The organism is Desulfovibrio sp. SGI.169 (assembly GCF_050313595.1).
In the GTDB taxonomy this organism is placed as follows: domain Bacteria; phylum Desulfobacterota; class Desulfovibrionia; order Desulfovibrionales; family Desulfovibrionaceae; genus Desulfovibrio.
The window spans coordinates 1-11,723 of record NZ_JBNPLS010000041.1 but is presented as its reverse complement, the minus strand read 5'-3'; the positions used below and the strand labels follow the sequence as shown (position 1 = coordinate 11,723).

Genomic DNA, 11,723 nt, shown 5'->3' with positions numbered 1-11,723 from the left:
TTTTTTAATGATGCCTGAGCCTAGCGTGCCAACACATGGCGCATGGCCTCGCGGCGTCTATCAGCTTTTGCTGCCGGCAGGCCAGTTTCTCGACAAAAGCTCTGAACGCGCGTCATATTCAACCCTGGCCTGAAGAGCCGCGATGCAAAAAGCGAGCTATCCACTCATTTCTGGACCTTTCAAACCGCCCTGCCCTCGTTTCCGGCATACAGGCATTTCACTTGAATATAAAAAAGCCCCCGAAGGGGCTTTTTTATATCGCTTTGCCGCGACATCACAACCAGGTAAACCACCGCCGCCAGGAGCCCTGACGCTTTTCGCGCGTCTCTCTTGCCTGTTCTTCGCGGTAGTTATGGTAAGCGGCCAGGCCCTTTTCCCTGGCGTGATCCATCACTTCCGGCACGTCCTTGAAGTTTTCCGTAATGAAATTATAACGCCGCCAAGCCGGGCCGTATTTCTTCATGTGCCAGAACACGTCGGCAATATACAGCTCATGCTCAGCCATGAGCTTGCGGCAGGTCTGCATGTTTTCTTCCGCCCCCTTGGCATAGGGAGAATCAGGGTACATCTGAAGGAGGCGATTGAAATAGTCGTAGGCTTCCTGCAATTCAGTGGTGGCCCGATCAATGGAGCGGAATCGCTTCATGAGCGACATGCCCGTCTGATAGAGCACATACGGGATGGCTTCATGACGTGGATGGAGCGACTCGAAATCCTTATAAGTTTCGGAGGCCAGCTCGTACTCTTCATCCAGAAAATAGGCGTCGCCCAGCGAAAGTTCGGCATCAATCGTGTAGGGGCTGAACGGATAGGCGTCACGCAATTTGTTGTACAGCTCCACAGCGCGCACATAGTTTTTTTCACTCATGGCGTCGTTGGCGGCTTCAAAAATTTCCTGGGCCGTATCTTCAGCCGGCGGCAGATAAATCATGTCGATGATGCCGCAACCGGAGACGGCAAACAGACTGAAGGCAAGCACGAGGCGAAGCAGTTTTTTACGCATGGAGCTGTTCCAAAAAGACAAAAGCCGCTTGCGCAGCCGTTGCGCCGTCACCGGTAGCGGTTATTACCTGACGACAGAGTTTGGAGCGAATATCCCCGGCGGCAAAAATGCCGGCAATATTTGTACGCATTTCCGTATCCGTCACAATAAAGCCCTGATTGTCCCGCTGGATTTCCCCAGGCAGAAAAGACGTCACCGGGGCAAAACCCACATAGACGAAAAGTCCATCCACCGGCAGGTCTTCCTCCGCGCCGCTCTGGACATTGCGCAACGTGAGGCCCGTCAGTTGCTCTTCGCCCTTCAGGCTGGCAATGACAGTGCTGCGGTGAATATGCACCTTGTCAGGCATGCCTTCCAGCCTGTCCTGATAGACCTTGAGGCCGCGGAAGCCGTCACGACGGTGAATCAGATGCAGTTTGTCCACTATCCTGGCGAGGTACAGCGATTCTTCCAGGGCGGCGTTGCCGCCGCCCACCACGGCCACAGTCTGACCGCGAAAGAAGTTGCCGTCGCACAGGGCGCAATAGGAAACGCCCCGCCCCACCAGCTTGTCCTCGTTAGCAAGGCCCAGTTGCCGGTGGCGCGCCCCTGAGCAGACGAGCACGGTTTTGGCGGCGTGCTCTTCTCCTCCATCGGCGCGCACAGTGAATCGGCCCGCAGTGCCGGAAACTGAGTTCACTGCGCCGGCAGTCCGGTCAATATCAAGGCCATCCAGATGGGCGGCAAAAAGATCAGCCAGTTCATAGCCCTTGATGCCCCGCGGATAGCCGGGGTAGTTTTCAAGAGATTCGGTCTGCAGAACCTGGCCGCCCGGCGTCAGTTGCTCAAAGAGCGCAACTGAACAACCGGAACGCGCCAGGTACATGGCAGCCGTTATGCCGGCTGGCCCGCCGCCGATGACAACGGCGTCATACAATTTCATGCCAATGCCTTGGAATCGAGCAGTTCCTTCATGGCCACCTTGGTGACGGCTCCGGTAATTTGCTCCACCGTTTCGCCATTTTTGAAGAGCACCAGAGTGGGAATAGCGCGAATGCCGAATTTAGTGGGTGTGGCGGGATTTTCATCCACATTCATTTTAAGCACATGCACTTTGCCTTCGTATTCCTTGGCCAGTTCGTCTATGATAGGCCCCACAGCGCGGCAAGGGCCGCACCACGGAGCCCAGAAATCAAGCAGAACCGGCAGATCGGACTTGAGAACAAGACTTTCAAAAGTGGCGTCAGTGACCTGTTCAGCCATATGAATACTCCTTGAGTTGCTTGGCGTCGTCTGAGACGGCGCGACAATGCCGCAGACCGGGCGACGCTCATTGCACAGGCGGGGCGGCAATGCGCCGCGCCCATATGTCTGTACTGGCAGAGAGTAGATTCCTAACGCTCTGGTGTCAAGATGCTCTGCCCATTCAGGCGGTTTCTCCGCTTTGCGGATGTTCCGCGCGGCACACCATGTCATCGGGCACCGCTCTGCCGCGCGGGATGGTTTCCATGCTCAGATCGTGCTGAAAACCGGCCCTGCCCAACAGCCAGCCGGCATAGGCCGTCATGGCCGCATTGTCCGTGCACAGCAGCGGACTTGGCGTCAGGAGCTTGCCGCCGCGGCGGCGCATCAGCTCTTCCATGCGCTCACGCAGCAGCGAGTTGGCGGCCACCCCCCCGGCCACAATCAGGGCGCGCAGATCAGGTTGCCGGTCAAGGGCGCGCGACACCTTGACGCACAAGGTGTCCACCACGGCCAGGTTGAAAGATGCGCAGCAGTCCCTCAAAGCTTGCGGCGCATCCTCGACGCGTCGCAGGGGGTGCGGCCACCCTCCATCCAGGCGCCGCTCCATATAGGAAGCGACGGCTGTTTTCAGACCGCTGAAACTGAAGTCAAGATTGTCATTGTCAAGATACGGTCGTGGAAAAAGCCCGGCGTCCGCCCTGCCCGCCCTGGCCAGGGCGTCCATCAGACGACCGCCGGGATAAGTCAGTCCCAGAAGCTTGCCCACCTTGTCAAAGGCTTCGCCGGCGGCGTCATCCAGAGTCCGCCCCAGAGGCTGACAACGCCAGGGAGCCTCCATCCGGTAGATATGGGTATGTCCGCCGGAAACCAGCAGCCCCAGGCAGGGAAAGGTCAGTTCTTGTTCAAGCCCCACAGCCAGCAAGTGCGTGTGCAAATGGTTGAGCCCCAGAAAGCGCGCCCCCAGGCCAAGGGCAAGCCCCTTGGCAAAGGCCACGCCCACCAGCAGACTGCCCAGCAGGCCCGGACCGCGCGCCACGGAAACAAGAGTGATGTCCGTGCCGCTTCGTCGGCAACGGCGCATGAGTTCGTCAAACAACGGGCCTATGCAGCGGTAATGCTCACGCGAGGCCAGTTCCGGCACAACCCCGCCGAACAGGGCATGCACATCCGCCTGGCTGGCAAGCACCGAACCCAGCAGACGCCCATCCTCCACCAGAGCCAGAGCCGTTTCGTCGCAGGAACTTTCGATGCCAAGGCAAAGCATGATTCAGACCTCCCGCGCCGCCACGGCTTCAGGCCAGGGGATATTTGGCATAGATGCGCTCCACGGCTTCCACATCCTTGCGCGAACCGATAAACAAGGGCGTGCGCGCATGCAGGCGCTCGGGCTTATGCTCCAGAATGCGCCGTCGACCGTCGCTGGCCTTGCCTCCAGCCTGTTCCGCCAGAAAAGCAAGCGGCGCGGCCTCGCACATCAGACGCAACTTGCCGTCGGGTTTGCTCGCGTACGGCGGGTACATGTAGATGCCGCCATAAATCAGAGTACGGTGAAAATCCGCCACCAGCGCGCCCACATAGCGGGAAGAATAGGGCTTGCCGTCCTCGCTCTCGCAATTATGGAACCAGTTCACAGCCTCGCGCGTGGGTTCATCCCAGTATTTCCAGTAGCCTTCATTGACGGAATAGATATGCCCCTGTTCCGGAATGCGCATGTCGGGGTGCGAGAGCAGAAATTCTCCCACGCCCGGATCCAGAGTGAAGCCGTGCACGCCCTGGCCGGTGCTGAGCACCAGCATGGTAGACGGACCATACAGGATATAACCCGCGCCCACCTGCTGAATGCCCGGCTGAAGCACTTCATCAAGGGCCACCTCGCCTGTATGCCCCTCAGGGCGGCGCAGAATGGAAAAGATGGTGCCGACATTGATATTTACATCAATATTGGAAGAACCATCCAGAGGATCAAAGATCAAAATATAATCGCCGCGAGGAAATTCGGGGGCAACGCGGATGAGTTCGGCCTCCTCCTCGGAGCTCATGGCGCAGAGCGCGCCGCACCGTTCCATGCGGTAAATCATTATCCGGTTGGCAATGGCGTCCAGCTTCTGAACATTCTCGCCCTGAACATTGACTTCACCCGTGCCGCCCAGAATATCCAGCAAGCCGGCCTTGTTGATGCGGCGGGAAATGGACTTGCCGGAAAGAATCAGGTCATACAGCAAGCCGGTAAATTGTCCTGTAGCCTGCGGCGTGCGCTTTTGGTGCAGCAGAAGGTGCTCGGTAACCGTGATGTCAGCCATGAGAGCCTCCTTGGTAACGGCCTTGGGCGGGATGCCCCGGAGCCGGAAAGACTTGCGCCACCCGGAGGCGGCGCAAGTCGGCATTCAACGATACGTCAATTCCGCGGACCAAACGGGCTCGGTCGACCACCGGGCAGGGTTGCGGGAAGACGCGCTTTATCCGTTTCTTCCGTGGCGGAAGTCTGTTCCGAAGCCGTGTTGGTTTCAGAGCCAGCCGTAGCGGCGGGAGGGGCTTTCCGCGCGGCCTCCTGCTTCGGAGTTTCCTCCTGCGACGAAGGCGTCGCCCGCTCCTGGCTTGGGGCCGGGCTGTCGGCACGCGGACCAAACGGGCTCGGACGCTTGATGACCGGGGCCTCTTCCCTCGGTCCGAAGGGACTCGGCCGACCGCCGGGCAGCACAGGCATATCCGCATCCGGAATCAGATCCACAGGCGGCGCGCTGCGGCGCGGCTGCTGGGGAGCGGTTGCTCTTGGACGCTGCGTGCGCTTGACAGGCACATTTTCGCCATCGAGCGCGCGCTCCTGCAGACGCTGCCTTTCAGCGCCCTTGCCCTTCAGCAGCATGCTGTCATGACTGCCCGGCTGAATTTCGTTGTCCGCCCTGCCGTCAGTTCCAGCAGGCGTGCCGGGCGTGCCCATGTTCGCGGCCGCAGCGCCCTCTTCAGCAGGGCCGCCAAAGCTCGGCGCGCCAGCGACATCCGCCTTGTCTTTGCGCTCCGGCTGGGGAGGCGGCGGCAGTTTTTCGCGTTCCTTGGGGAAGAAGGCCAAACCCTGTTCCAAATCTCCCTTGCCTTCAGGGAATGTGCCGGATTCAACCACGGCGAAAACCATGGGCAGATTGCCCAGATAGCGCACCATATAGTAGAAAGAGCCCGTGGCATTGGCGCAGGTTCCAGAGGAACTCTTGCTTACCGCCTCGGCCCAGTTGACGCCAGCCAGCGGCGTGGCGGCAAAATCGTATTTGCCGGGCCAGAGCAGGGCCTGAGGCGTCAGAATCACCACGTTTTCCGGGCTGCTGGAATACTGCATCAGCGCGCGCATGTCGAAATAAGCCGCCACCACACCAAGAAAGTCCACACCGTCATAAAGCGGCGCAGCCAGCAGGATTTCAGGCCCCAGCGGCGAGTTTTGCACATCAGCGCGCAACGCCCGGCTGTTCTGTTTTTTGTCTTCATACAGCAGCGGAATGAAATCCAGTTCCTTCATGGAAGTCGCCGGCTCCTGCCCCAGGATGGAGCCGTCGTATTTGACGCCGGCAAAGCCGCTGATCCAGGGGAAAGAAGCAAAAAATGCGCTGATCCATTCGCGCGTGGGGGGCTTGTCCGCATTAAGCATGACACGCTCCAGACGCCCCAGCTCCACATCAATGCCCATCATGCTGTTGGTCAGCGCCAGAGCTCTGGGCGCAAGATCCCCTTTTTCTTCATAGTCCACGCTGGCCGGAGGGCTGACGTAGGCATTCCAGAAACCCTTGGTGCTTTTCCAGGCATTTTTGGTGGGTTGATAAGAGCTGCAGCCGCTTGCCAGAGACACGGCCATCAGCAGCAGAAAACAACGCAAAAATAAATTCGACACCATATTCCCCCGTGCTCAGGAGCATGTTGCGCCGAGATGCCCGCCATTCAGCGAAAACACCCATCCGCGGGTCTTCGCGGCACTGTACTGCTCTAGTTTTGCGCTCTGGCTTCCACGCGCTCCGCCAAAGCCTCAAGCATGCTGATCAGCTTATCCTTGCCGCTGGCGGAGTCCTCCTGCTGCGGAGGCTGTGCCTGCTCCACATCCTGCACGCTGCCAAGACGCGCGCTCAATGTGGCGATGCGCTGCTGCAGGTCGGCGCTTTCCTCAGGGGAAACCGCGGCAGCAGCCAACTCATGATAAATATCCAGCGATCCTTTGACGTCTCCCTGCTCCGCCAGCACTTCCGCCATGGAACGGGTACGCAGAGAAAAGCGCTCCTCGCTCTCGTCGCCCTCCTCGGAAGGCGGCGCATCCGTAGCGACAGGGGCGGCATGAGACTCAGCCCGCGTTTTCACAGGAGAGGCTTTTTCCAGAACCTCGGGCAAAGCTTCCTCATCTGCCATAGCGGCGGCAGGGTCAAACTTTTCTTCGTTCGTCTCTTCAAAAAAGGTCTCGTCATCCTCCGGTGTCGAGCCGGAAAACGGCGAGGGCTTCAGACGGAACTGCAATTCGTCTTCTTCCGGCAGCAGCGGCAGGGGAGCGTCATCCGGCGGCATGGAATCTTCCGGCGTGAGCGCAGACTCCGCCGACGCGGCTTTTTCCTGCATTATCTCCGCGACCGGCGTTTGCGAGTTTTCAGCCGGAGAAACGGTCTGCGACCGTGTTTCCCCCAGCAGCGAAGCAATGCCCCTGTCCAGCACCTCGTGCAGGGAGACAGGGCCGCGCATGAAGTGGACGGCCAGAAAGCGCAGCACTGAAGCCGTATCCGGCGAAGCGTCAGCGGCGGACAGGCAGGCGGCCCATGCCTGCCAAAATCCCGCATAGGCGGCAAACATGCCGCTGAGTCTGTCTATCTGTTTGGCGCATGCCTGGCTGCGGCCCGTCCTGTGCAGAAGTTCAATAAAGAAAAGACGCGCTTCCAGAAATTCGTCGTGGCGCTCCAGACCGTGCTCAAGCACCTCCAAAGCCTCGTCAAAGCGCTGCTCTTCCGCCAGCATGCGCGCCAGGGGGAAAAAGACCTTGGAATTGGGCTCCAGCTCCAGAACTTCTTTATACCACTTGATTTTTTCAGTCATTGTTTGTGGCTCCCGCTCCGGTTTTGGCCGAACTGCCGAAAAGGTACAGCACTTCGTTATCCCGCACATAATGCAGGCGCTGGCGAATCATTTTTTCCACATACTGCTTGTCTGACTGCAACAAGCGAATTTCCCGGCTTAAGGCCAGATTTTCAGCGTCCAGAACGGCGATCTGTTCTTGCAGAGCGGCATATTGCTGTTTGAGTTCGCGGTATTCCACAAGGCCGGTGGGGCCCCAGACCATGCGACAGAACAGAACAACATTGATAAGCCCCAGCACTACGAGAATAAAGACACGCCAGAACATGACTTACTGCAAAAGACGTTTTTTTTGCGGCTGTTCCCTGCGGGAGAGCCTGAGTTCGGCGAGAAAGCTGGCCGTGGCATTTTCAAGGCGTTGCACGTCGTCTTCCGCCAGATGCATGTGATCCACCTGCTGCAGATAGCCCTTGAGCGTGGAAAGCTCTTCGTCGAAGTGACGTCCCCAGATGCCGGCGCGCATGTCAGGCTCCAGCTCCAGAATGGTCTGGATGCAGTTTTTGAGGCGAATTTGCAAGGTGCTCATGCGCTCTTCCCGGTTTGAACCTTGCCGCGTGCATGCCGGTAAAAGTAGTAGCAGTAGTTGATGCCGGAAATCAGGGCCAGCAGCAGGGCCACATACAGCAACACCTCACCGAGCGGCCAGAGTTCAAGGCCGAACAAAGGGTAGTGCAGCATCAGCGGCACGATAGCCACGATTTGCAGCACGGTTTTGGCCTTGCCAAACCTGTCGGCCGCCAGCACGATGCCTTCGTCGATGGCCATGGCGCGCAGACCGGTCACCACCAGTTCGCGGCAAACGATAATGATCACTACCCAGGCCGGGGCCCAGCCCAGCTTGACGAACATAATCAATACCGAGCAGATCAGCACCTTATCGGCCAAGGGATCCAGAAATTTGCCCATGCTGGTGACCATGTTTTCACGTCGGGCAATATAGCCGTCCGCCCAGTCGGTGATTGCCGCGAAGATAAAGGCCAGTGCGGCCAGAATGCAAAAAACGGGACCCTGAAAATACAGCAGAACAACAACCAGAGGCGCCATCAGGATGCGCAACAAGGTAATTTTATTGGCAAGATTGAGCATTGTCCCTCTCTGGCGTTACCGTCGAAATTTTGTGTTTTCTAGCATAAAAGCGCGCCGGAGAAAAGGGAAAATATCCCGTTTCCCGTTGAGGCCGCGCGCTTTTCGCATGAAAAGGGCCCCTCCGTCTGAAGGGGCCCGCAGTTTCAATGGTTGGGGGTGGACAAGGCTTCCAGACTTTTGTCCGCCGCAGTCGCAATGGCGTCGGCAAGAGCCAGGAAAGACGATTTGGCCGGGCTTTCTTCTTCCAGGTAAACCACGGGCACGCCCCGGTCGGCAGATACCACGGTGACCGGATCCAGCGGAACCGCCCCCAGAAATCTGAGGCCGTAATGCTGTGCCAGCTCTTCCCCGCCGCCCTTCTTGAAGAGGTCAATTTCTTTGTGGCAATGCGGGCAAATCAGGCCACTCATGTTTTCAACCACACCCAGCACATTGGCATTGGCGTATTGAAGAAAGTTCACCGCCTTGCGCACGTCTGCCAGAGAAACTTCCTGCGGCGTGGTCACAACCACGCAGAGCGCGTCGGGGATGGTTTTCAGTACTGTCATGTGCTCATCGCCGGTTCCCGGAGGGGAGTCGATCAGCAAAAAGTCAAGTTCGCCCCATTTTACATCGGCGACGAACTGACGGATGGCGGCTGATTTTTTAGGGCCGCGCCAGAGGATGGCCTGATCCCGATCCTGAAGCAGCGAATCCATGGAAATGACCGACAGATTCTCATTGTAGGCCGCGGGCAGCATCAGTTCGCCGCCAGCATCCATTTCGACGGTGCTGGTAAGGCCCAGCAGATTGGGCACGCTGGGGCCGTGCATGTCCACATCCAGAATGCCCACCTTAAAACCGCGTCGGGCCAGAGCGGCTGCGGTGTTCACTGTCACCGAGCTTTTGCCCACGCCGCCCTTGCCGCTCATGACAAAGATTTTATGGCGAATATGCCCCAGCGTGGCTTCGATAATACGATCCTGCCGCGCCATCGGATCATTGCAGTTTCCATCTCCGCCCTTGCTCGTGGAACTGGGGCAGGATGAGGCGGAAGAACAGGAAGAACAGGAGGACATGGCATCTCCTTCATGTGTTGACGAAATTTCAGAAACTTAACGTGCCGACGGTTGCCAGCCGTGGTCGCCCACCAAATCCACAAAAATGACGGAACCGAGATCCTCTCTACGGATGCGGCCCTGCTCTTTGCGCAGGCGCATCAGTCTTTGCGCGCGCGGACGCGCGCCTACAGGAATAAGCAAAATGCCCCCCTCGCCCAGTTGATCCACAAGAGGGCGGGGAATCTCGGGGCCTCCGGCAGTGACAATGATGCGATCAAAGGGCGCAGCCTCCGGCATGCCCAGTGTGCCGTCGCTTCGTTGCATGTGGATACCGCGAAGCCCCAGTTGCCGCAAGAGGGCGCTGGCGCTCAGATAAAGTTCGCGCAGGCGCTCCACCGTAAAAACGGTGCAGCCCATAGCCGCCAGCACTGCCGCCTGATAGCCGGAACCGGTGCCGATTTCCAGTACGCGCATGCCCCGGTCAACTTCCAGCAGTTCGCTCATCAGGGCAACAATATATGGCTGGGAAATGGTCTGACCGTAACCGATGGGCAGGGGGGTATCCTCATATGCCTGCGCCCGCAAGGCTTCCTGCACGAAAAGATGGCGGGGCACCGCGCCCATAGCCGCCAGCACGCCGGGATGGCTGATCCCCCTGGCCGCAAGCTGTTCCCTGACCATCCGGCTGCGCAAACGCTTGGGATCAACCTGCGGGTTGCGCGACCCGCGTGAAATCGGAAAACCCTGACCGTATGGGTATCTGGCGTTCTGCATACTGCTGAAAAAAAAAACAGATTTCGGCTGTCAAGTCAATGAGCATCCGCCGCCCAGGCCCGGTCAAGAAATATTCAAGACTTTTCCTTGAAAATTGCACGTCTTTATGACAACATTTGAAAGACAGTCACGAGGAGTCACCAATGCGTAGAAAAAGCATGTTTTCCAGTGTGTTAGCTCTACTGGTCATAGCCGCCCTGGCCGCCGGCGGCTATACTTTTTTTAAAGATATGGACGGGCCGGGCATTCAAGTCACGCCCAATACCGGCAGAGTTTCACCGGGCGCGACACTGCGCATCCGTATGCATGACCCCGCCGGCATCCGCGCGCTTACGGTGGGCATTCGCAAAAGCAATGTGCTCAATGTGATTTTCAACAGACATTTTGATGAATATCTGCCCGAGCGTGTGGTGGATGTGCCCCTGAAGAACGCCAACCTGCGGGAAGGGGCGTTTGATCTGGAAATTCGCGCCACGGACGGTTCGCTGGCGGGCTTCGGTCAGGGCAACACCCGCACCGTGCAGTTGCCCATGCGGCTGGACACACAGCCGCCGCGCATATCCGTCAAAACACTGCCGCCCAACGTGCGTCGGGGCGGTTCGGCGGCGGTTCGCTATACTGTGGACGAAGACGTGAGCAGCAGCGGCGTGCTGGTGGCCGGATATTTCGTGCCCGGCTATCTGCAAAAGGACGGCAGCTATCTCTGCTTTTTCCCTTTCCCCTATACCATGACGGCCCGAGACTTTAAAAACGCGGTGGAAATTACGGCCACGGACCTGGCCGGCAACGTGACCAAAAGCCGCCTGACGGTCATGGCCTTTGAACGCAATTTCAAAAGCGACAACCTGGATCTGAAGGACGATTTTCTACTCTCCGTGGAGAACAAGCTGCGCGATCTGACGCCCAATGCGGCCAACCCGCTTGAGTGCTATCTTTATATCAACAATCAGGTACGCGCGGCCAATGTGCAGACCCTGCGCGAAATCGGCGGTGATACGGCGGCGGCCATGCTCTGGAGCGGCGTCTTCGTCCGTTTGCCCCGTTCCGCCGCGCGAGCCGGCTTCGCCGATCACCGTTTCTTTCACTATCAGGGCAAGCTGGTGGGCGAATCCTTCCATCTGGGCTTTGATCTGGCTTCGGTGCGCAATGCCGAGGTGCCCGCCGCCAACAGCGGTCGGGTCGTCTATACGGGCGAACTGGGCATTTACGGCAATCTTGTGGTGATTGATCACGGTCTGGGCCTTATGTCGTTGTACTCGCATTTGAGTGAAATACAGGCCAAGAAGGGCGATGTGGTCAAGAAGGGGCAGATTATCGCCCGCACGGGCAATACCGGTCTGGCCTTTGGCGATCATCTGCATTTCGGCATTCTGGTGGGCGGCGTGGAAGTGACGCCTCTGGAATGGATCGACCCCCGATGGATTCGCGACAATATCACGGGCAGGCTGGAGGCGGCCAATTAGAGCATTTTGCTGATGAAAACGCTCCAGGCGAATTCATATGAA

At 58.4% G+C, this 11,723-nt stretch carries 13 protein-coding genes; 1 reads left to right on the top strand and 12 read right to left on the bottom strand.

The genetic code is table 11. The annotated features are described in order from the left end of the window. Window positions 1-274 precede the first annotated feature (274 nt). From ACQRA4_RS12830 to ACQRA4_RS12775, 12 genes are all read right to left on the bottom strand, one after another. Window positions 275-1,003: an outer membrane protein assembly factor BamD gene (locus tag ACQRA4_RS12830; RefSeq protein ID WP_427823458.1), complete on the bottom strand. Its 729-nt coding sequence runs from the start codon at window positions 1,001-1,003 to the stop codon at window positions 275-277. Further along, on the bottom strand, window positions 996-1,925 hold the full coding sequence (locus ACQRA4_RS12825) for an NAD(P)/FAD-dependent oxidoreductase (RefSeq protein ID WP_427823457.1): 930 nt from the start codon (window positions 1,923-1,925) through the stop codon (window positions 996-998). Before ACQRA4_RS12825 ends, ACQRA4_RS12830 begins: the two co-directional genes overlap by 8 nt. Then, on the bottom strand, window positions 1,922-2,245 hold the full coding sequence (trxA, locus tag ACQRA4_RS12820; RefSeq protein ID WP_427823456.1) for a thioredoxin: 324 nt from the start codon (window positions 2,243-2,245) through the stop codon (window positions 1,922-1,924). Before trxA ends, ACQRA4_RS12825 begins: the two co-directional genes overlap by 4 nt. A 163-nt stretch (window positions 2,246-2,408) precedes the next feature. After that, window positions 2,409-3,491 carry a tRNA (adenosine(37)-N6)-threonylcarbamoyltransferase complex transferase subunit TsaD gene (gene tsaD, locus ACQRA4_RS12815; RefSeq protein WP_427823455.1) on the bottom strand — a complete coding sequence of 361 codons (1,083 nt, stop codon included), beginning with the start codon at window positions 3,489-3,491 and terminating at the stop codon, window positions 2,409-2,411. A gap of 28 nt (window positions 3,492-3,519) precedes the next feature. Beyond that, entirely contained in the window at window positions 3,520-4,527 is a 1,008-nt protein-coding gene (gene fbp, locus ACQRA4_RS12810) for a class 1 fructose-bisphosphatase (RefSeq protein WP_427823454.1), read from the bottom strand. A 95-nt stretch (window positions 4,528-4,622) separates the two neighbouring features. Beyond that, entirely contained in the window at window positions 4,623-6,104 is a 1,482-nt protein-coding gene (locus tag ACQRA4_RS12805; protein WP_427823453.1) for a hypothetical protein, read from the bottom strand. Window positions 6,105-6,193: 89 nt separating this feature from the next. Then, complete coding sequence (locus tag ACQRA4_RS12800; RefSeq protein ID WP_427823452.1) at window positions 6,194-7,279, bottom strand: hypothetical protein; 1,086 nt, start codon at window positions 7,277-7,279, stop codon at window positions 6,194-6,196. After that, window positions 7,272-7,586, bottom strand: coding sequence for an FtsB family cell division protein (locus ACQRA4_RS12795; RefSeq protein ID WP_427823451.1), 315 nt, complete (start codon window positions 7,584-7,586; stop codon window positions 7,272-7,274). The genes ACQRA4_RS12800 and ACQRA4_RS12795 overlap by 8 nt, the downstream gene beginning before the upstream one ends. 3 nt (window positions 7,587-7,589) lie before the next feature. Continuing rightward, window positions 7,590-7,844 carry a hypothetical protein gene (locus ACQRA4_RS12790; RefSeq protein WP_427823450.1) on the bottom strand — a complete coding sequence of 85 codons (255 nt, stop codon included), beginning with the start codon at window positions 7,842-7,844 and terminating at the stop codon, window positions 7,590-7,592. Further along, window positions 7,841-8,404 carry a CDP-diacylglycerol--glycerol-3-phosphate 3-phosphatidyltransferase gene (gene pgsA / locus ACQRA4_RS12785; RefSeq protein WP_427823449.1) on the bottom strand — a complete coding sequence of 188 codons (564 nt, stop codon included), beginning with the start codon at window positions 8,402-8,404 and terminating at the stop codon, window positions 7,841-7,843. Before pgsA ends, ACQRA4_RS12790 begins: the two co-directional genes overlap by 4 nt. Before the next feature lie 143 nt (window positions 8,405-8,547). Continuing rightward, entirely contained in the window at window positions 8,548-9,462 is a 915-nt protein-coding gene (locus ACQRA4_RS12780) for a P-loop NTPase (RefSeq protein WP_427823448.1), read from the bottom strand. A gap of 36 nt (window positions 9,463-9,498) precedes the next feature. Then, window positions 9,499-10,125, bottom strand: a complete 627-nt coding sequence (locus tag ACQRA4_RS12775) for a protein-L-isoaspartate(D-aspartate) O-methyltransferase (protein WP_427823459.1) — start codon at window positions 10,123-10,125, stop codon at window positions 9,499-9,501. Window positions 10,126-10,361: 236 nt separating this feature from the next. Here ACQRA4_RS12775 and ACQRA4_RS12770 point away from each other — a divergent pair, with 236 nt between their 5' ends. Further along, window positions 10,362-11,681 (top strand): M23 family metallopeptidase, encoded by a 1,320-nt coding sequence (locus tag ACQRA4_RS12770; RefSeq protein WP_427823447.1) that lies wholly within the window; start codon window positions 10,362-10,364, stop codon window positions 11,679-11,681. Window positions 11,682-11,723: the final 42 nt, after the last annotated feature.

What these genes read in the sequence shown, in the direction of transcription:
- ACQRA4_RS12830 (WP_427823458.1), bottom strand. Translation starts at nt 1,003, where the DNA reads ATGCGTAAAAAACTGCTTCGCCTCGTGCTTGCCTTCAGTCTGTTTGCC.
- ACQRA4_RS12825 (WP_427823457.1), bottom strand. Translation starts at nt 1,925, where the DNA reads ATGAAATTGTATGACGCCGTTGTCATCGGCGGCGGGCCAGCCGGCATA.
- trxA (WP_427823456.1), bottom strand. Translation starts at nt 2,245, where the DNA reads ATGGCTGAACAGGTCACTGACGCCACTTTTGAAAGTCTTGTTCTCAAG.
- tsaD (WP_427823455.1), bottom strand. Translation starts at nt 3,491, where the DNA reads ATGCTTTGCCTTGGCATCGAAAGTTCCTGCGACGAAACGGCTCTGGCT.
- fbp (WP_427823454.1), bottom strand. Translation starts at nt 4,527, where the DNA reads ATGGCTGACATCACGGTTACCGAGCACCTTCTGCTGCACCAAAAGCGC.
- ACQRA4_RS12805 (WP_427823453.1), bottom strand. Translation starts at nt 6,104, where the DNA reads ATGGTGTCGAATTTATTTTTGCGTTGTTTTCTGCTGCTGATGGCCGTG.
- ACQRA4_RS12800 (WP_427823452.1), bottom strand. Translation starts at nt 7,279, where the DNA reads ATGACTGAAAAAATCAAGTGGTATAAAGAAGTTCTGGAGCTGGAGCCC.
- ACQRA4_RS12795 (WP_427823451.1), bottom strand. Translation starts at nt 7,586, where the DNA reads ATGTTCTGGCGTGTCTTTATTCTCGTAGTGCTGGGGCTTATCAATGTT.
- ACQRA4_RS12790 (WP_427823450.1), bottom strand. Translation starts at nt 7,844, where the DNA reads ATGAGCACCTTGCAAATTCGCCTCAAAAACTGCATCCAGACCATTCTG.
- pgsA (WP_427823449.1), bottom strand. Translation starts at nt 8,404, where the DNA reads ATGCTCAATCTTGCCAATAAAATTACCTTGTTGCGCATCCTGATGGCG.
- ACQRA4_RS12780 (WP_427823448.1), bottom strand. Translation starts at nt 9,462, where the DNA reads ATGTCCTCCTGTTCTTCCTGTTCTTCCGCCTCATCCTGCCCCAGTTCC.
- ACQRA4_RS12775 (WP_427823459.1), bottom strand. Translation starts at nt 10,125, where the DNA reads ATGGTCAGGGAACAGCTTGCGGCCAGGGGGATCAGCCATCCCGGCGTG.
- ACQRA4_RS12770 (WP_427823447.1), top strand. Translation starts at nt 10,362, where the DNA reads ATGCGTAGAAAAAGCATGTTTTCCAGTGTGTTAGCTCTACTGGTCATA.